Origin of the sequence: Streptomyces sp. NPDC058092, from assembly GCF_042884935.1 — a bacterium.
In the GTDB taxonomy this organism is placed as follows: Bacteria; Actinomycetota; Actinomycetes; order Streptomycetales; family Streptomycetaceae; genus Streptomyces.
Map to the genome: position 1 here is coordinate 198,048 of NZ_JBHVSY010000005.1, position 18,141 is coordinate 216,188.

At 69.5% G+C, this 18,141-nt stretch carries 14 protein-coding genes and 1 pseudogene; 5 read left to right on the forward strand and 10 right to left on the reverse strand.

Annotated features, from left to right (window positions below; all coding sequences use genetic code 11):
• Together ACFVV1_RS11025 and ACFVV1_RS11030 are read right to left on the reverse strand one after the other, a co-directional pair.
• Complete coding sequence (locus ACFVV1_RS11025; RefSeq protein ID WP_389987822.1) at nt 1-2,562, reverse strand: ATP/GTP-binding protein; 2,562 nt, start codon at nt 2,560-2,562, stop codon at nt 1-3.
• Nucleotides 2,563-2,847: 285 nt separating this feature from the next.
• Complete coding sequence (locus ACFVV1_RS11030) at nt 2,848-3,735, reverse strand: helix-turn-helix domain-containing protein (protein ID WP_389987825.1); 888 nt, start codon at nt 3,733-3,735, stop codon at nt 2,848-2,850.
• A gap of 129 nt (nt 3,736-3,864) precedes the next feature.
• Here ACFVV1_RS11030 and ACFVV1_RS11035 point away from each other — a divergent pair, with 129 nt between their 5' ends.
• On the forward strand, nt 3,865-4,845 hold the full coding sequence (locus ACFVV1_RS11035; protein WP_389987828.1) for an MBL fold metallo-hydrolase: 981 nt from the start codon (nt 3,865-3,867) through the stop codon (nt 4,843-4,845).
• 272 nt (nt 4,846-5,117) lie between these two features.
• Here ACFVV1_RS11035 and ACFVV1_RS11040 read toward each other — a convergent pair whose 3' ends face one another.
• Complete coding sequence (locus ACFVV1_RS11040) at nt 5,118-5,549, reverse strand: winged helix-turn-helix transcriptional regulator (RefSeq protein ID WP_389987831.1); 432 nt, start codon at nt 5,547-5,549, stop codon at nt 5,118-5,120.
• Nucleotides 5,550-5,636: 87 nt separating this feature from the next.
• On the opposite strand from ACFVV1_RS11040, the gene ACFVV1_RS11045 reads away from it, so the two are divergent.
• A complete protein-coding gene (locus tag ACFVV1_RS11045) occupies nt 5,637-6,458 on the forward strand; it encodes an NAD(P)H-binding protein (RefSeq protein ID WP_389987834.1) in 822 nt (273 codons plus the stop codon).
• Nucleotides 6,459-6,596: 138 nt separating this feature from the next.
• On the opposite strand, the gene ACFVV1_RS11050 is transcribed toward ACFVV1_RS11045, so the two are convergent.
• A complete protein-coding gene (locus tag ACFVV1_RS11050) occupies nt 6,597-7,046 on the reverse strand; it encodes a DUF2871 domain-containing protein (RefSeq protein ID WP_389987837.1) in 450 nt (149 codons plus the stop codon).
• Between the two features lie 290 nt (nt 7,047-7,336).
• On the opposite strand from ACFVV1_RS11050, the gene ACFVV1_RS11055 reads away from it, so the two are divergent.
• Nucleotides 7,337-8,308 (forward strand): NADP-dependent oxidoreductase, encoded by a 972-nt coding sequence (locus tag ACFVV1_RS11055; RefSeq protein ID WP_389987840.1) that lies wholly within the window; start codon nt 7,337-7,339, stop codon nt 8,306-8,308.
• A 320-nt stretch (nt 8,309-8,628) separates the two neighbouring features.
• Here the strand turns inward: ACFVV1_RS11055 and ACFVV1_RS11060 are convergent, their stop codons facing one another.
• Entirely contained in the window at nt 8,629-10,179 is a 1,551-nt protein-coding gene (locus ACFVV1_RS11060; RefSeq protein ID WP_389987842.1) for a M20/M25/M40 family metallo-hydrolase, read from the reverse strand.
• Nucleotides 10,180-10,361: 182 nt separating this feature from the next.
• On the opposite strand from ACFVV1_RS11060, the gene ACFVV1_RS11065 reads away from it, so the two are divergent.
• Nucleotides 10,362-10,574: a DUF397 domain-containing protein gene (locus ACFVV1_RS11065; protein WP_389987845.1), complete on the forward strand. Its 213-nt coding sequence runs from the start codon at nt 10,362-10,364 to the stop codon at nt 10,572-10,574.
• Nucleotides 10,575-10,647: 73 nt separating this feature from the next.
• Here ACFVV1_RS11065 and ACFVV1_RS11070 read toward each other — a convergent pair whose 3' ends face one another.
• The 4 genes and pseudogenes from ACFVV1_RS11070 to ACFVV1_RS11085 all read right to left on the reverse strand — a co-directional run bounded on the left by ACFVV1_RS11070 (nt 10,648) and on the right by ACFVV1_RS11085 (nt 15,734).
• On the reverse strand, nt 10,648-11,697 hold the full coding sequence (locus ACFVV1_RS11070; RefSeq protein WP_389988268.1) for a CHAT domain-containing protein: 1,050 nt from the start codon (nt 11,695-11,697) through the stop codon (nt 10,648-10,650).
• A 597-nt stretch (nt 11,698-12,294) separates the two neighbouring features.
• Nucleotides 12,295-13,167 (reverse strand): annotated as a pseudogene (locus ACFVV1_RS11075) (alpha/beta fold hydrolase); the annotation flags it as partial.
• A gap of 12 nt (nt 13,168-13,179) precedes the next feature.
• The gene (locus ACFVV1_RS11080) at nt 13,180-14,499 is read right to left on the reverse strand and encodes a hypothetical protein (RefSeq protein ID WP_389987848.1); all 1,320 of its coding nucleotides are present in this window, start codon (nt 14,497-14,499) and stop codon (nt 13,180-13,182) included.
• Between the two features lie 209 nt (nt 14,500-14,708).
• Nucleotides 14,709-15,734 carry a hypothetical protein gene (locus ACFVV1_RS11085; protein WP_389987851.1) on the reverse strand — a complete coding sequence of 342 codons (1,026 nt, stop codon included), beginning with the start codon at nt 15,732-15,734 and terminating at the stop codon, nt 14,709-14,711.
• 169 nt (nt 15,735-15,903) lie between these two features.
• Here ACFVV1_RS11085 and ACFVV1_RS11090 point away from each other — a divergent pair, with 169 nt between their 5' ends.
• Nucleotides 15,904-16,881 (forward strand): RNA ligase family protein, encoded by a 978-nt coding sequence (locus ACFVV1_RS11090; RefSeq protein WP_389987854.1) that lies wholly within the window; start codon nt 15,904-15,906, stop codon nt 16,879-16,881.
• 123 nt (nt 16,882-17,004) lie between these two features.
• Here ACFVV1_RS11090 and ACFVV1_RS11095 read toward each other — a convergent pair whose 3' ends face one another.
• A complete protein-coding gene (locus tag ACFVV1_RS11095) occupies nt 17,005-17,802 on the reverse strand; it encodes an LPXTG cell wall anchor domain-containing protein (protein ID WP_389987857.1) in 798 nt (265 codons plus the stop codon).
• Nucleotides 17,803-18,141: the final 339 nt, after the last annotated feature.

Consider the following 18,141-nt stretch of genomic DNA (forward strand, 5'->3'; position numbering starts at 1 on the left):
TCATTCTCCTCTGATCGCGGCAGCCTCCCGGCGCCGGTCTTCGACGATCGCCACCCAGCGTGCCTGCACGGCAGCCTGCCCGTCCAGCCACTGCGCGCAGGGTAGATCGGCCGACGGCACCTCGTCGGCCATCAGGTAGGAGAGTTCCGCAAGATAGGCGAACTCTTCTCCCCGTACGCACTCTCGCAACCGCTCCCTCGCCTCATCCAGCAGGTCGAGGCGCCCGAGGACCAGGAAGTGGAGGCAGACCGCGAGGCGGATGTAGGCGATGGAGGAGGTGAGTCCCGCTTCCCGAGCGCGAGAGGCGGTGTCCTCGGCGCGCTGCGGGAGATCCGCGGCGACACCGGCGTCCCGTACGAGTGTGGCGATGGACGTCTGGATCTCCGCCCAACGGATCGAGACACCGCCGAGCATGTCCTCAGCACGGGCGATCTGCTCAGCTGCGCGGGGGCGATCCTGGAAGGCCGCGGCGAAGGCCAGGCATGCCTGGGCGAGCGCTGCTTCGCCCGGTTGGTCGAGGTGGAGTGCTTCGTCTCGTCCAGCGGCGTAGGCGGAGCATGCGGGTCCGATGTTGCCCTGCGTCCACCAGAGGTCACCACGGGCCCGGTCGGCTCGGCCTTCCGGTCCCAGGGCCTCGACTGCGACACGTACGCGCTCGAAGCGGCCGACCCGGCGGGCAAGGTGCACCAGACCTCGTGCCGCCGTGGGTGCGAGGCGGCCTCCGTCGTCGGCGACCTGACGCATCCCGTCCAGCGACGCGTCGAAGTTCCCCAGATCACGATCGCATTCCGCGAGGAAGTATCGCGGCAGCTCCAGCAGCCGGTCGGGGAGCTGCCCGGAGTCGAGAACCGAGCGCAGGCGCTCCGCCGTGCGACCACGGTGTTCGCGCTGCCGTTGGGCGATGGCCGACAGCGACACGGCCAGGGCCTCGGCCGGCGTACTGATCGCGTCGCCGCCGCCGTCATCCTGCGCCGGCAGCTCGATGGGTTCCCAGACGAAGTCGTCCACGTAGCGGAAGGCCGCATCGGCCAGCCAGTCCAGGTCCAACTGGTAGTCGCGGGCCAGACGCAGCCCCTGACGCAGGGCAGCCACGAGGCGAGCCCGGTCGTCATTCGCCGCTTCGCGGCCGAGGGCGGCGAACGTACGGCGGGCCGCTCGTTTCCAGTCCGCCTCGCTCCACCGGTCCTCACTCGTGTCGTCGGCCTCGCGGACTGCCTCCCGCACGAGATCGTGCAGCCGGTGCCGCCACGGCGCACCAGGGTCCATGTCGACGAACGGGCGCTCGACGAGGTCGAGGGCAGGGGCGTCGCGATCGAGACCGGCCGCGGCGGTGGCCAGTTCGACCGAGAAGGAATCCAGCAGACTCACCGCGCGCAGCACACGGCGTACATCCGGAGTGAGGTCACGGAACGTACGTGCGACGAGGGCGGAGAAGTCGAGATTGAACTCACCGGGCACCGGGGCACGGTCGTTACGGCGGTAAAGATCCAGGAACCGCATCACCGCAAGGTCCAGATAGAGCGGCAGGCCGTGGGAGTTCGCCGTGATCATGTGGCGGGTCCGGTCGTCGATCAACGGTCGGCTGGCAATGGTCAGCCGCTCGCGCAGGTAGATCTCACAGTCCTCCGCCGAGAGGTAGCCGACCGTGTGCTGACGCGGTTCCTCGGTGGCGCCGCCCACCAGCAGCGGCCAGCACTCCGGACCCGCCCAGTCGAGCTGACCTTCGAGCTTGAGGTCGTCCCACTGGAGGCGATTGCGACCGGTGATGACGAACAGGACATTCGGCATGAGCCACACCATGCGCTGGATCAACCGTTCCAGATCACGGTGGACTCGGTCGCCGACATCCTCGAAGGTGTCCAGCAGGACGACGAGCGTGGCCCGCTTTTTCTCCGGCACCCGGCTGAGGTCCCAGGCGAGCAAGTGTGAGTAGTAGCTCAGGGCCTCGAGGTCGGGGTCGGCCTCCAGCAGGTCGGCCAGGCGACGGCATTCCGCGAGTGCGCGTACCTGCTGCCGGTGTTCGCGCAGGGCCCGGACGACGGCGCCGACACTCTGCCCGATGACTGCGCCCGCAGTACCCGGCAGGGCCACCGCTTGCGCGATATCGGACAGTGCCGACTGCATCTGGCCCGACAGCGACCGCGTGCCGGGAAACCGGCTGAACCAGGTACGCCGCCGCAGATACTCCTCGAGCGGCTCCCCCGGGTGGTTGCGCTCCCAGTACCGTTGGAAGGCGATATCGAAGGCTGGCATGGGTTCGCCGAGTTCTGAGGCCGCCAGCCGAAGGGCCAGCGTCAACGACTCGAAGTCCCCTCCCGATTCATTGGACAGGTCGACACGTACGGGCACGACCCGGCCGATCCCGGCGTCCAGCGACGGCCAGTCACCGCCGTGTGCCGAACCGTCCACCAGGTGCTCCGCGACACCTCGCGAGAAGGTGGACTTGCCGATACCGCCGACCCCGTAGAAGACGAGGGCGTTACGCCTGGCGGACTCCAGGTCCTCCACGTCGAACCCGGGCAGTTTCACCCGTTGGGTATGCCGGGCGAGGGCTGTGGCCACCGTCTCCCACTCGTCCCGACGGTCTGCGAAGAAATCGACCGCTCTCAGTTCGCGATCGTTGGATCGGAACAGCGCTCGCAGATCGGACCGGGACACGCGGCACCCCCTGGTTGGCGACTCAACCTACCAAGAGCAGCAGGCATTTTGATGGCTGGTCAATAGCAGGCCACCTTCGGGTGAGGCCATGCGTCTATTTCGCGTCGCCGACGGGGGCGGGAATTCTCGATCTGCGCCAAGGCACCTGCCACGAACTCAACGACCGGCCACCGGAACTTTCCACCGAGGTCAGCTTCGGCTGCCACGCCCGTCGGTGATGACGTGCACATCCGCGACGGCGTGTACGCCCGCCTCGACTGCCGCCTCCGATGACGTCAGCAGGGTGCGCAGGCGCCCAGGAGGGAGCCCCGCCGTCCGGCGGACCGCACGGGTCATGTGGGACTGGTCGGTGTAACCAAGTTCCCGCGCCAGCCCCGCCAGGTCGCGTTCGCCCTCGCTGAGGCGGTCCAGGACCCGGGCGAGGCGCAGTCGGCCGCGATGGGCGGAGAGCGTGATCCCGGTGACGGCCGTGAAGACGCGGCTCAGATGGTGCGGTGACGCGCCCACGGTCCGGGCCAGCGCCTCCAGCCCGATCGTCGGTTCGGCGGCCAGCACGGCGCGCGCGTCGTCGGTGAGACGCCGACGGGCGGCGGCGGAGGCGGGGCGCCCCGAGGCGGCGCGGGCCGGGGCGAGCCGCGCGAAGACCGCGGCCGACAACCGGGCCGTGTACTCGCCGAGTTCGAAGGAATCAGCGCCCTGGCGGGCGCTGGAGAGCAGCATCCGGTGGGCGAGGGCCAGCTCCGGCGTCACCATGACCAGGCCCTCCGGAACGGTGGGGTCGCCGCCCAGCAGGTCCGCGACCCGGGGCTCGGACAGGACGATCTCGGTGAACGTGTCGGGCCCCTGCGGATGCGCGAACTGCTGCTCGGTGCCGGGGCGTTCGACGTACACGCTGGCGGCGTCCACCACGTGCTCGACGCCGTCGGCCCGGCCGCGCAGCACCCCGTCCCGCAGGAGCACCAGGCCGAACACCGGAGCGGGCCGCAGCAGCGACCAGCCGCGCGTCGTGCTGCCGCAGCGCACATCGGTGAGGTGGACGTCGTCCTCGCGCAGGTACACCCGTCGATCCCCGGCCATTCGTCCATCGTAGGGCGCGGCCCCCTTGCCCAGGCCCCTGTGAACCGGACACGAATGTACAAGCTCCGGCGTGCCCGGCCCCCACACGATGGTGGACACCACCAAAAACCGACTGCGCAGGGGGAGCCCATGACCCACCGTCCCGTTCCGTCCGACGCGCCGACGACGGACAACTCCACGAGCCGCCGCAGAGTCCTGCTGGGCGCCGCCACCGTGGGCATCGGCGCACTCACCGCGTGGGCCGGCACGGGCGGCACCCACACGGCGGCCGCATCCCAGCGCCGCACCGGCACCGCGCACATCGTCTCCCGCCGCACAGGCCCCTACGAGGTACTGGCGCTGTTGGACGCCCACGGGACCTTCCCCGGCAAGCGGCAGGACTGGTTCCCCGGCGCCAGCGACACGGACTGGGCGCGCGCGGAGCGGCTCGACCCCGCCGCCTTCGGCCCGGGCGACACGTGGGAACTCGACTTCCGCTGCTACGCCGTCCGCAGGCCCGGCGGCCGCGTCACCCTCGTCGACACCGGCATCGGTCCGGTCGGCAGCCCGGCATCGGGCTGGGCCCCGGTGCCGGGCCACCTGCCGGCGGTCCTCCGGCTCGCCGGCATCGAGCGGGACGATGTCGACACCGTCGTCCTGACCCACCTCCACGAGGACCACTACGGCTGGACGGTCGACACCACCGGCACTCCCTTGTTCCCCAACGCCCGACATGTGGTCCAGCGGGCGGAGATCGCGGCCCTTGCCGCCGACGACAGCGCCATGACCTACGTGGTCGAGCCCCTGCGCCGGGCCGGACTGCTGCACCGTATCGACGGGCGAGTCAGAGTGCAGGGCGGCCCGGGCCGCTCGTCACTGACCGCGGTGCCGACGCCCGGCCACACCGCCGGACACCAGTCCGTGCTCGTCGACGGCGGCCGGGGGCGCATCATGATCACCGGCGACGTTTTCGTGCACGCTGTCCAGCTGGCCGCGCCGAGCGTCGCGTACCGGCTGGAGAGCGACCAGGCCACGGCCCGCCGCACCCGGCAGAATCTCCTCGCCGACGCCCGCGATCGCGGCCACCTCCTGGCCACCGTCCACCTGAACCACCCGTTCCTCCGCCCCTGAGGCCGAGTGTCTTTGGTGCGGCTGGGCCGCGGAGCCTTCCATGGACTCCGCGAGCGTTGACGTGGAGTGCATGAGCCACGCCGGGCGCAGCGGACACAAGAGCTTCCGGCGTGTCCGTACGTCGTTTGCCCTGGTCGTGCCGTGCGGTTGAGCCCTCGGGTCGCACTCCCGGTCGCTTGCGGGATCAGCCTTCGCTCGGCGGAGCCGCAGGCGTCCCGTTGATCTCCGTCGTCCCTGGCGACACGCCCGGCATGAGGCAACGGCGGTCCCTGTTACCGGATGTCGTGGTCGGGGTGGGTCCGGTCGTACTGGTGCCGTGCCTCGGCAATGGCCGCGCGATGGATGAGAGACCAGTCGGCGAGTGATTTGACCAGGTGGGTCAGGCCGGCCCCGGTCTCCGTCAGGCGGTAGTCGACCTGGGCCGGGACGGTCGGGTACACGGTGCGGAGAACGAGTCCGTCACGCTCCAGCCTGCGCACGGTGAGGGTGAGCATGCGCTGGGAGATGCCGTCTATTGCGCGTTGCAGTTCGCGGAACCGGCGCGGCCCGCCGGCGAGCTCGACGATCACGAGTACCGACCACTTGTCCCCGATGCGGTCCAGGACATCGCGGATCCCGCAGTCCGGATGTTCCTCGTGCCCGCAGGGGGCGAGGTCGGCGGGTGCGGCGGGTGCGGCGGTTACCTCGGTGTGCGTGGGTGACATCAAACTGCCTTCTTGTGACCGGTATGTGGGCGGGTCAGGATCAAGCGTAGTTACTTCAGAGAACCACGACGGAAGACTGTGACGGACATGATCTTGGTGACCGGAGCGAACGGGAACCTCGGCTCGGCCACTCTCGCGGCGCTGCACGCCCGCGGGGTGATCGCGACAGGCGGCAGCCGTACGCCGAGTGGCGGGATGCGGCAGCTCGATTTCGACGACCACTCCGGCATCGACCTTGCGGGTGTATCGACCCTGGTGCTGATCTCTGCCGGGTATGGCGAGGACGACCAGGTCATCGGGCGGCACGCGGCCGTCCTGGACGCTGCCGTCCGGGACGGCGTCCGGCATGTCGTCTACACGAGCCTGACCGGCGCCGGCGACCACCTCGGTTTCGCACTGGCGCACCGTGCGACCGAACGGCTCGTGCGCGCTTGCGGCGTGCCGTGGACAATCCTGCGCAACGGCCTCTACGCCGAACTCTTCGGCGGTCTCCTCATGTGGGCCGACGACGGTGTGGAGTCCGCATTCGGCGACGGCGCCCTGGCCGCGGTCGCTCGTGCGGACCTCGCCGAGGCCGCGGCGATCACCGCAGCGGATCCGGTACCACACACCGGGCGCACCTACGACCTCGTCGGCACGCCGATCACGGCAGCGCAGGTAGCCGACCGGCTCGGAGTCCCGCACCGCACCATCGGCCTGGGTGAGTACCGGCGCAGGCTCCTCGACGAGATGCCGGAATTGCTGCCGTTCCAGCCGCCCATGCTCGCCTCGATGGCCACCGGTATCCGGCACGGCTTCCTGGACAACACCGGCCCCGACCTCGCCGACATCCTCGACCGCCCGGTCCTCGACCCACTGACTGCGGCTGTCGCAGCCGCGTCCGCCGCGAGACCGGGGGCAGCCGGATAGCGGCGGGCAGCACGCACCGTCCGTCCGATCCGAGGCGCTCTGCGGCCGGGGCCCGCCGGTCACCCGGCCCCTTCACCGGCCGTTCGGCGAAAGTCCCCGGTCCGCCCGCATGACACGTGGCCTGTCATAACAGCCGGTTCAGGCCGTTGTCTTCGCGGGCTCCGACTCCGTCGGCTCGGTCGTCGCGGACTCGTTCAGGCGTTTGCCGAGCAGGACGAACAGCAGGATGAGCCCGACCGTGAGAAGGGTGTGGCCCAGGCCTGCAGTCAACGGCACGGCCTCGGGGACCTTGCTTCCGAGCACGGTCTCGGTACCGTGAACGAACATCATGCCGACGGTGATCGCGATGCCCGCGTTGTAGAACCAGAAGAAGTAGGTGAAGAGTTTCGACCCGGACAGGTGGAACTGCTTGTCGAGGGCGAGAACGATGAGGAAGCCCAACATACCCAGAGCCAGCAAGTGGGTGTGGATGACCGCCAGTTGGGTCTCACCGTCGAAATGATGGGCCTTGGTGAACTCCCGGTAGTACAGCCCGGAGATCACTCCCAGGATCATGTAGACATGTGCCGCGTAGTACGACTTCTTCAACCTCGTTCGCCCCCTGCTGAACGAATACCGTCCTGTCGCGGGCCATTGAAGCACTCCGAACCTGTGTGCGGCAGGAGCTTTCTGCCAGAGCCACAACGGGCGCGGCGGGTACAGGAGATTTCGACGTGTTTGTACGTCGCTTGCCCTGACTGTCGGGGCCACCACCCCCTGCGATCAAGGGGTGGCTTGCGTCGGCCCGCCCCAGGGGCGTTCTCGCGTATGCGAGCCATCGGCCATCCGAGTAGATTCGGGCGGGGAGCCCGTGTGATGTGAATCGGGAGTGATCCTTCATGAACGCCACGATGCATGCCGTACGTGCCCACGAGCGGGGCGGACCCGAACGCTATGCGTACGAGTCCGCACCGCGCCCCGAGCCGGCGGCGGGCGAGGCGCTCGTCGCCGTGTGCGCCGCCTCCATCACAGCTGGTGAACTCGACTGGGACGCCACCTGGACCGACAGCTTCGACGGAACGGGCAGGGACCGTACGCCGACCGTCCCCTCGCACGAGGTCTCGGGCATCGTCGCCGCCTTGGGCAGCGGAGTGACCGACCTCGGGACCGGCGACGAGGTCTACGGGCTGATCCCGTTCACGCGCGACGGCGCGGCCGCCGAGTACGTCACCGTCCCCGCCGACATGCTCGCCACCAAGCCGGCCACGCTGAACCACGACCAGGCAGCGGCCGTCCCGCTCGCCGCGCTCACCGTGTGGCAGGCGCTCGTCGACCATGCCGCGCTGCAACGGGGACAGCACATCCTGATCCAGGGCGGCGCCGGGGGCGTCGGCACCTTCGCCGTGCAGATCGCCGCGGCGCTCGGGGCGCGGGTGACCGCCACCGCGTCGGCAAGGGACAAGGACTTCGTCACCGGCCTCGGCGCACAGCGGGTCATCGATTACCGGAACGAACACTTCGAGGACCTGGTGCACGACGTCGATGTCGTGCTCGATCTGGTCGGCGGCGAGACGCTGGACCGCTCCTGGGCAGTCGTGCGCCCTGGCGGGATCGTGGTCAGCATCGTGCAGCCGCCGGACCAGGAGAAGGCCGCCGCCCGTGGCGCACGCGGCCTGTTTTTCATCGTCGAACCCGACCGGCCCGGGCTCATGGCCATCAGCGAACTGATCGACGCCGGCAAGCTCAAGCCGGTGGTGGACCGCGTCGTACCGTTCACCGAGACGCGAGCGGCCTACGAGGCCCTCGCGACGGAGCACCCACGCGGCAAGGTCGTCCTGCATGTCGAGCACGGGGGCGAGGAAGCCGGGTAGACGACGCATCCGCCCTGCCACGTGGCTATCGGGTGACTACCAGGTGGTGACGAAGCCGCCGTCGATCGTGATGTCGGATCCGGAAGGCTCCTCAACCAACTCGTCGAACAGGTCCGCAGCGCCGTGATCGAGCGCCGCGCACGGGAGAAGCATCACCAGCGTCCCCGGGGGCCGCAGCCACTCGACGCGGTCACCGGGGACCGAGATGGGCTCAGCACATCCAACTGAGCATCACCGCTACTGCTCGATCCCACAGCCCGCCGAAAGCCGCTGAAGGGATCCGCCCGGCTGCAGGCGCATGCCCGCTGGTGACCGGTCCGTCAGCGCAGGAAGCGGGAGAACATCCGGTACATGAACGCGGTCCCTTGCCGTAGCGCCTCGACGTAGATCCGTTCGTCGTTTCCGTGCATCGTGATGAGCTGGTCGTTGTCGAGTACGTACGGGTAGACCCCGTATCCGGGGATGCCGCGCTCGCGCCACGGCGCCAGGCTGGTGCCTGCTTCGAACAGGGCCGGCGCGAACACCGCGTTGGGGTAGGTGTCGCTCGCGGCGCCGGCCAGAGCGCGGAACAGCGGAGTGTCGATGTCGGCGGGCGCCGTCGCCCACCTCTCGTCGAGCTCGTCGAGGTACTGCGCCTCGGTCTTGCCCTCCGGGGCAGCGAGCGTCACCTGGATGCCGCGGCGGGCCGTCATCTCGCGGACCTGGGCGAGGAACTCGCGGGGCTTCTGACCACCGGGGATGCCACGGCAGTTGAGCCGGACATGCGCCGAGGACGGAATCACGTTCTCCTTGTAGCCGGAGTCCTCGATGACGAACGCATGCGTGGTCCGGAGCAGGGCACGGTGCAGCCACGGGTAGGAGGACTTCGACACAACGACATCCGCGGCCCGTTCCCGTGCGTTCTGGCTGCGTGCGGAGAGCATGAGCCTGACGGCGCGGGCGAACTCCGCGTCGTCGGTTGCCGTTGCCAGCGCCGCGAAGTACTCGCGCGTCACCTCAGTGAGGTGCACCGGCGCGAGCCAACTGCCGAGTTCGGCGACCGCCCGGGACAAAGTCACGATCGCGGAATCGGGGTTGGGCTTGGAGGAGTGCGTGGCGGTGCCGCCGGCGGTCAGGTCCAGGTTGAAGTAGACCTTGTCCTGCCGGGTGGCAGTGATCAGCATCGGGGTGGTCTTGTCCTTCTGCGCCAGGAACCAGCCCCCCTCGGTGAGGACCATGCCCGCGTCCACCTTGTTCCAGTGGTTGGCCGCCAGCCAACCCGACCCGAACGAGCCGGCCTCCTCGTCACAGTCGGTGAGCACGATGATGTCGCGCTCGAACCGGGACCCCTCGGAGATGTGCCGCAGCAGAGCACTGATCGTCGCCGAGTTCGCACCCTTCATATCGAGAGCGCCGCGGCCGTACACCTCCCCGTTGCGCACCGTGCCGGAGAACGGATCGACGGACCATGCCTCCCGTTCGACCGGCACCACGTCGGAGTGGCCGAGCATCAGCAGCGGTGCAGCGGAACTTGTCCCGGGGATCCGCGCGATCAGGTGCACGTTGTCCGGCTGAGGAGTGTCGATGATCTCCGTGGGCACCCCGGCGTTCTCCCACACCGCCTTGAGCATCTCCGCGTGCGGGCGGGTGTTCGCGCCCTTGCCGTAGTTTTGTGTGTCGTAGGACAGCATTCGCTGGAGCAGGTTGAGCGGGTCCTTGTCCGCCTCCGGCACCGCGGTGGCGGCCGCCGCCGGACTCAGGGTGGCACCGGTGAACAGGCTGATGCCCCCGAGGCCTGTGGCGCCGAGGGCGGCGACGCCGACTCCGCCAAGGAAGGTTCGTCGACCGAGCGGCGCTCGGTTCACGGCGGTCACGTCACGTGAGTCGTCCATGTTCTCCTCCTTATTGCGGGGGGTGGCTGGTGTTCGAGGTTCGCGATCAACCTGGTTCAGGGGCAATGAGCGAGGGGCGTCGCAGTCGATGAGCGGTCTTTAATCTGCGACGAACGGCGTCCGCCCTGCCTTCCTGTCGCGGTGCTTGCGGTGGTCGACCTCGCGCGGCCCGCAGGAATGTGATGGATCACGAACACGTGCACTGGTTCAAGTCGTCTTACAGCGGCGGCAGCGGGACCGAGTGCGTCGTGGTGGCCGACCTGGTCTCCGCCACCGGCGTACGCGACTCGAAGCGGCCCGAAGAGCCCCGAGTAGCCGTCCGGCCAAGCACCTGGGACGAGTTCGTACAGGGCCTGCGACAAACGCCGAAGAGGGGACATGCTGGTTGCCCGTAAGGCATTCCGGAGTCGACGAGGGGTGGCGGTGGAGCGCGGGAAGCTGCACCGGGCGGTGGCCCCGCCGCGAGGGTCAGCCCACCGTGGTACGGGCCGACGGGCTGCCGTACACGGCGTAGGCGAGTCGCGTCGGGTCTCCGCTTTCCTCGCGGATGGCGCGGCGAGCGGCCAGGGAGGCTTCGCCGAGCGGCTGTTGGTCGATGACGAGATGCCGGTAGAACGCCTTCGCGAAGGCGAGCGCGGAGTCGGAGCGTACGGGCCAAAGAGTGCCGACGAAGGCTCCGGCACCGGCCCGCAGGAACTGCGGGGCCCAGCCGAGTGTGGAGCCGAACCAGGGGATTTCCCCCGCGCTGCGGCAGGCGTTGAAGAACACCAGAGGCTGGCCGTCGCGCAGCGATCCGGATTCGGCGGCCTTGCTCAGGTCAATGGGGTCGAACGGGGCGTCCGCCATGGTGACGCTGGAGCCCTTGTCCGTGAAGGAGTTGTGGCAGGCGAAGTGAAGCAGGCCGGTGTGTCCCAGGTCGATCAGCGCGGAGAGCTGTTGAAGTGTCGTGAGCGGTGCGCTGGTGTCCGCGGTGCCGATACAGGCGCGTACGGCAGCGACCTCGGAGAGGGCGTCCGGTGGGGAGCCCGGTGGAACGATGAAGGCGGGCCGGTTCAGGGAGAGCCGTCGGGCGGGTACGTGGTCGTAGACGAGGCGGACCAGCGGCACTTGTTCGGAGAGGAAGCCGTCCCCACGCTCCCGGCCGTTGACGGGGTACAGCAACTCCCAGGGTACGGCGTCGTGTTCACCGATGACGGTGAAGGAGCCCAGGCGCGGGCCCTGGTCCCAGAACTGGCGCTGCACTGCCTGGGGTACGGCCGACTGCCACAGCTGGACGCCCAGGTTCTCCAGGCGTTGGTAGCGGAGCTGGGCTGCTTGCTTGCCGTCCCGGCCGTTGGCCGAGCGGGCCATCGCGCGCAGCTCCTCGTAGATTCGCTCGCCGGCCTGGTGGGGTTCCCGGTCGCGGAAGCGGAAGATCTCTGCCTCGTGCCAGGTCCGGCCGACAAGCCGGAAGCTGTAGGTGCCGACGGTGTCGTCCCGGTCGACCAGGAGCGTGGTCCCCTCCGGGTCGAACGCCATGCTGTGCAGCGGGGTGTGCTGAGGCAGCCCGTCGCGGGTGGGGCTGCCGGGCGCCACAGTGATGGCGCAGCGCACTTCGCCCAGGAACGTGGCGCCGCGGAATGCACGGACGACGACGATGTGCGTCCCGGGAACTGCGGTGCGCAGCCCGAAGCGCACGACGGCCGAGCTCTTGCGGGGGAAGACGGTCAGTTCCTGCTGGAGGTCGTCGAGTGCCTCAAGGCCGGGGGCGTGCACGGTGATGACGACGCGTGCGCCCTCGGGCGGCGGTGCGAGAGGAGCGAGCAGCCCGCCGCGTTGGGCTCCGCAGACGATCTGGACCTGGAGCGGAACGATCCGCCCGGAGGACGCCTGCTGTGCCAGTTCCGCGACCAGACGGCGCGGCTCGTCGCCCTCGGACGGAATGTCCTCGGGCGGGATGTCCTCGGGCGGGATGTCCTCGGGCGGGCCGGTTGTCGGGGGCCGCGTGTCGCCGGGCGTGGGCGTGGGTGCCTGCCCACCCGGCAGCCAGAGCTGATTGTCCGCCGAGAAATCCACCTTGTGCCCGGGGTCACCCGTGCGGAGGGCGGGTGCTCGGACAGCCGGGTCGGGGCCGGTGACCCAGGACAGGATGCGGAACAGAGCGCCCGACGCGTCAACGGGCGACGCGTCACCCTCTACGACCACCGTGGCCCCCGGAATGCGCTCGGCGAGCCAGCGGCTGTGTCCGACGGGCGAGAACGCGTCGTTCCCGCCGTGCCACAGGAGCACCGGCGTCTTGATGTCCTGCGGGGTGAACCCCCATGGGGAGGAGAGCGCCAGGGCGTCGTCGATCCACCCGTAGGCGGAGGTCCGCAGGGTTTCCTTGAAGTCACGGAGGAACATGTCACGGACCTCCGCGTCGGCCACGGCCGGGTGGTCGGGGTCGGCGAGCGCGCGCCTGAGCTCGGTCAGGAGACCGACGGTGTCGCCCTCGTGCGCGTGCAGCACGCGGCGGCCCGCGGCAAAGTGCCCGGGCTGATCCTCGGCTCCGCGCGGATCCGGTCCTGCCCGGGCGTACTCACGGACCACGCTGGGGGACATTCCGGCGAACCAGTCCACACCGTCCGCACCCCAGGGAGCCACGGGGACCAGCACGGCGACCTTGGTGACCCGGTCAGGGAGCAGTGCCGCGCAGGCCAGGGCATGTGGCGCGCCGCCCGAACGTCCGACCACAGCGAACCGTTCGAAGCCCAGGTGGTCCGCGATCGCGCGGACGTCCTGGACCGCCGCCGCCACGTTTCGGCCCGGCAGCCGGTCCGATCCGCCGTACCCGGGCCGGTCGTAGCTGATGAGCTGCACTTTGCGCTGGTAGAGGACCATGCCGCGCGGCGCGGGACCGAGCCGGCTGCCGGGGGTGCCGTGCAGCAGGAAGACCGCGCGGCCCCTCGGATCCCCGAGCCGCTCGACGAGGAGGTGGCGGCCGTCGTCCGCCCGTACACGAGTGCGCACACCGCCCCCTTTCTATTGCCGTGTCATGACCGCCGCGATCTCGGCCGCGACGGAAGGCATCTCCCAGTAGGCCGAATGCGTCCACAAACCGGTGCTCGCGGCATGCGGTACGGGTGTGTCCACGGGGTAGCGCCCGTCGTGATGCCGGAACACCCGGGCCGCCGCAAAGGCCAGCAGGTCGAGCGGCTCCCACAGGTTCACCCAGTGGTGCAGCGACGGCGGCAGTTCGACGTGCTTGTCGCCCGTGTAGTGGGCCAGTTGGCCACCCCGCGGGTCGCAGACGTGGAAGAACGCGGCCTGGGACCCGAACGTGACAAGTTCGGACGTCCACAGCGGATCGGCGGCCGTCGCCATGTCCACGCAGATCACCCCGCCGAGGCTGTGCGCGACCATTCGGACCGGGTGGTCCGAGGAACGCCCGAGCCTGGGATCGACCCGGTCGACGGTCTCGCGCACCCGCGCGTGGATCGCGGCCTGGTGCCGTTGGTAGACGAGGACGTCCCCCAGGAAGCGGGTGGCCCCCGGCCCGATCCGGGTGCGCAACGCGTGGTTGGCACGTCCGGCGACAGCTTGGACGGCCGCGCCCGTCACACGGTCCAAGTCGGCCAGCCTGCGCCGCAGTACCGCACGCATGCGCCGCCGACCGTCATCGTCCGGCTCGCTCCCGCCGGTCCGTAGGCCGTCCTCCCGTGGACCGCCCGTCCGTAGACCGTCCTCCCATAGACCGTCCTCCCATAGACCGCCCGTCCGCAGACCGTCCGCCCGTGGACCGCCCGTTCGCAGACCGTCCGCCTCGTGCCCCGGGGCGCCGTACGTCAGATCCTCCAGGGAGTGTGCGAGGGCGCGCGCTGCCTCCCGAAGCAGCTCGGCGTCGTCCGTGCGCTGCAACCAGAGAGTTTCCATCCACGCGTCCGCCAGGAAGGCCAGCCCATCCCTAACACGGGAATCGGTGCCCGGCCCGGACCCGTCGCGCATTCCGTCATCGGGTTCGGTCCCCAGGGTGTGGAGGACCTCCTGTTCCACCTGGGGCCAGCGGCTGATTCCCTCGCCGTCGACCGTCAGGGTTTGGGCGAGCGCTCCGACATCGGGATGCTCCAGGTCCGTTGGCTGCCGCCACGGCTCTTCCCTGAGCCCCGAATCCGCTGCACCGTCCCCCTGCGCGGACCGGAGCGGCAGCGTCATGGTGATGAACTCGTCGTGCGCGCCGAGGTCGCCCCAGTAGACAGGCACCATCTCGACTCCGGAGGCCTTTTGCAGCGAGGCAACGGCCGCCTCGAAGCCCTCCGGATCGCCGGCCGCCACACCGTGAACCACGAAGACCGGATCGCCCACGTTTTGCCCCCTCAATCCGTCGGCCGAAGACAGAGCCGCACAGACTGTCATGCCCGATTGCGCTGCTCCTACCCGGAGCCCCGGTGGCCGCTCCGGCTCGGTCACAGGCCCTCCTGCGTTGCTGCTGGACCGGAGCTCGGTTCGGGCTTGAAGAATACGCGGCATCAGCCTCCGTCACCCGTGCTTGCGGCAAGAAGCGACCACGCGGTTCATGCCTGGGCCGGTAGGGGTGTTGGTGTGCCGTTGATTCTGGCGATGCGGTCGCGCCAGGAGATGGGGTCGGTTTCGGGGTGGGCGGCGTCGCGGCGGCAGGCGGGGCATTCGGATTCGCCGTACAGGGGGCGGAAGACGTGTGGGTCGCCGGGGCCGGTGCATTCGGTCAGTTCGGGCAGGGGTGGGCGTTCGCAGGGCTGGTGCTGGACGGGGGGCTCGGGAAGTTTCTGGATGAGGCGGTAGCGCAGGAAGCCGACTGCTGAGCGGACGCCGTTGTCGGGGCGTTCGGCGAGCAGGGCGTGGCGCAGGTCGGATTCGCTCACGCCGCGCTCCAGCCATTTGACGGCCTCCACGGCGAGGGCGCGGGCTTCGCGTAGACCCAGGTGGAGTTCGCGGCGGGAGTGGCGCAGGGAGAGCAGGACCCGTTCCGCTGCGGCGAGTTGGGAGGGGGGTGGTGTCGGAATCGGTGCGGTCGGATTCGGTGGGGCTGGTTCGGGTGCCGGTTCCGGGGTGGGCTTGAGCGTCGGCTCGGGTTCGGGGGGTGGGTGGGGAGTGGTTTTATCACTGTGGTCTTCTGCGGGTTTATAGCCACCGACCGTCCGAGGAGCCGGTTCGCCGACCGTCGGGAAGTGCGTACTCGGTGGCCGGATCGTAGGCGCGGGCGCGGGTGCGGGCGCGAGTGCGGGCGTGGGTGGGGTGCCTCGCAGGTGTCGTGCCTGGTCACTCGTCAGGGGGTTGTTCGCGACGAGTTGCTCGGTCAGCCAGCGCCCGCCCTCGCCCTGGCTCCGCCACTCGTGGACGTACCCGTGCTCGACGAGCTGCCCCTTCGCCTTCTGGTACGCACGGCCCTTGATGCCCAGCTTGCGGGCGAGTTCGCTCAACGGTTTGTACGTGGCATCGTCGGGCAGGCCCTGGACGTACAGGAGCAGGATCTTGGCGTCACTGCTCAGACGTGAGTGGCGTACGACATCGTGCGATGCCTTCGTGAAGCGCGCAGACGGCGCGATAGCATGACGCAGCATTTCCGGTGGCCTCTGGTTCCACTGGTGGTGTAGGCCCTCGGATGGTGTTTGGCGCACCGCCGGGGGCCGCTCTGTGTGCACGGTGACACACAGAGTGTGATGATTTCGTCACCGTACCGCACCTTCTCGATCTCCCGCCATGTGAACGGGACTTCGCATCGGGACCGGCTTGGGCCGCGCAGCCCGGGCCCGTGTGGGCATCGAGAACAAAACACATTGCTCGAAGACCGCGCCGCCCTACATGCTCGCCCGACGGGCCGCCCTCACCGGCGTCGTCCTGCGTCCTCCGCGGGGCGAACCTCACCAACTCCTGCTGGTATACGGCGAGTTCGTGCCCACACCCCCGTTCAGCCGCCAGGAAGGACAGCACAGCATGCTCCGCGCCATCGACCTCGCCGCCCTCAACACCGCGACCAAGTACCCGTCGATCCCCACCTACCACGCGCTCGACCCGAAGAACGGCAGCCTCATCGAGGACGCGGCCGACTTCGACGGCGACGTGTACCTCACCGAGAAGGTCGACGGCACCAACGGCCGCATCGTCAGCTTTCCCAGCGGTGACTACGTCCTCGGCAGCCGCGAGGAACTCCTGTACGCCCGCGGCGACCTGATCGGGAACCCCGCCCTCGGTATCGCCGACGCGCTGCGTCCCCTCGCCGACCGCGTCACCCCGCCCACCAGCGGTATCCGGGTCCTGTACCTGGAGGTGTACGGCGGCAAGGTCACCGCGGCCGGCCGCGAATACACCGGTGGCCGCGCCGTCGGCCACCGTCTGTTCGACGCGGCCGACATCCCGCTCGACGTCCTGGAGCGGCCACGGGCCCGGATCTCCAGCTGGCGCGAGGACGGCGGGCAGCGGTTCCTCTCCGAGGGCGAACTGACCCGGTCCGCCACAGCGGAGAGCATCGAGCTGGTCCCGCGGCTGGCCACGGTGGACGCGGGTGACCTGCCGACCGGCATCGCCGAGATGCAGACGTTCCTCGCCGGTCACCTGCCGGCGAGCCGCGTGGCCCTGGACGAGGGCGCGGGCGGCCGGCCCGAGGGCATCGTGCTCCGTAACAGCGACCGTTCGCTGATCGCCAAGGCCCGGTTCCAGGACTACCGACGCACTCTCGAACGCCGCACCCAACCCGCACGTAGCCGCTGATCACTTCTGCGGCGCCCGGCCGCCCCGAGAACCTCAAAACCCGTGACCGGCCAAGGGGCTGACCACGGGCAGAGGTCAAACAACGAGCTCACCGACTACGGAGCACGGGGGCTCCGATGCGGATCAGTGCTGCTGAGCCTTGCGGCGGCGGATCACCAGGAAGCCGCCGGCCGCGACGAGCGCGGCGGCCGCTGCGGACAGCAGGCCGACGGGCGCGCCACTACCGGTCTCGGCGAGGTCGCCCTCACTGTGTGCGGACGGTGACGACGAGGAGGGGGCGGAGGCCGAAGCCGCTGCCGAGGGCGTCTCTGTGGTGCCCTCGGGGGCGGACGAGGCGGGCGCCTCGCTCGGCGGCGTCGAGGTGGACGGGTTGGGCGGGGTGACGGAGCCCGGCTCGCCGGCGGACTCCGACGGGGTGACCTCACCAGGCTTGCCACCGCCCGGCTTTTCACCACCCGGCTTGCCACCGCCCGGCTTTTCACCACCCGGCTTGTCACCACCCGGCTTCTTGTCGTCGTTGCAGTCGACCCAGAAGACCTTGTGCTTGGCCTTGCCGTGCTCGCCGTCGAAGTTCCAGAACAGCTTGTAGTGGCCGTCGGGCAGGGACTGGTCCTCCGAACGGAGGTGTCCCTGGCCGTCGAGCTTCAGCGAACCGGTTTTCACGGTCTCGCCCTTGACGTGGGCGGTCGGGGCCCAGGCTTCGATGCGCCAATCGACGTTCTGGCCGGCATCGAAACCGAAGGCGTCGAGATAGAAGGTGCACACGTGAGGCTCGTTCTTACGAAGCTCCTCACCGGTCGAGGCATCGTGGATCTTCACGGTGCCGTTGTCGCCGGGTGCGGTGGCGTACGCCGTAGGGGCAAGCAGCAGGGCCGCGGTGACGGCGGCCGCGAGCATGCCTGCGGAAGCAACTGTGCGCATGGGCAATCCAACGGTTGATTGAAAGGGCTTGCCGTGGGGGGCGGATCGCTCAGCTTCCTGCGACTGCGCGCGCCCCGTCAATGCACCTCTGACCACTTGTGTCACATGGTGCATCTCTTGCCCCATTAGTCCCGCATAACGATTGGGATCGGCACCCCCGGCCGGCTGCGGTGCAAGGGTGCCTGGCAGCCCCGGTCTTGGGGTCGTGGCGGCGGCAAAGGTGGACGGCGTCCTGGCGGCCCGATGACCAACCCAACAAGCACCCCATCACGGAAAGTGGGACAGAGCCGGTTTTCGGCACCCGCAAGGCGAGGCCGCGTTTCTCGAGGGCGACGAGGG

Excerpts from the sequence above, each read along its gene's own strand:
- ACFVV1_RS11095 (WP_389987857.1), bottom strand. The coding sequence starts at position 17,802 with ATGCGCACAGTTGCTTCCGCAGGCATGCTCGCGGCCGCCGTCACCGCG.
- ACFVV1_RS11045 (WP_389987834.1), top strand. The coding sequence starts at position 5,637 with ATGATCTTGGTGACCGGAGCGAACGGGAACCTCGGCTCGGCCACTCTC.
- ACFVV1_RS11060 (WP_389987842.1), bottom strand. The coding sequence starts at position 10,179 with ATGGACGACTCACGTGACGTGACCGCCGTGAACCGAGCGCCGCTCGGT.
- ACFVV1_RS11055 (WP_389987840.1), top strand. The coding sequence starts at position 7,337 with ATGAACGCCACGATGCATGCCGTACGTGCCCACGAGCGGGGCGGACCC.
- ACFVV1_RS11035 (WP_389987828.1), top strand. The coding sequence starts at position 3,865 with ATGACCCACCGTCCCGTTCCGTCCGACGCGCCGACGACGGACAACTCC.
- ACFVV1_RS11040 (WP_389987831.1), bottom strand. The coding sequence starts at position 5,549 with ATGTCACCCACGCACACCGAGGTAACCGCCGCACCCGCCGCACCCGCC.
- ACFVV1_RS11085 (WP_389987851.1), bottom strand. The coding sequence starts at position 15,734 with ATGCTGCGTCATGCTATCGCGCCGTCTGCGCGCTTCACGAAGGCATCG.
- ACFVV1_RS11070 (WP_389988268.1), bottom strand. The coding sequence starts at position 11,697 with ATGGCGTTCGACCCGGAGGGGACCACGCTCCTGGTCGACCGGGACGAC.
- ACFVV1_RS11065 (WP_389987845.1), top strand. The coding sequence starts at position 10,362 with ATGGATCACGAACACGTGCACTGGTTCAAGTCGTCTTACAGCGGCGGC.
- ACFVV1_RS11030 (WP_389987825.1), bottom strand. The coding sequence starts at position 3,735 with ATGGCCGGGGATCGACGGGTGTACCTGCGCGAGGACGACGTCCACCTC.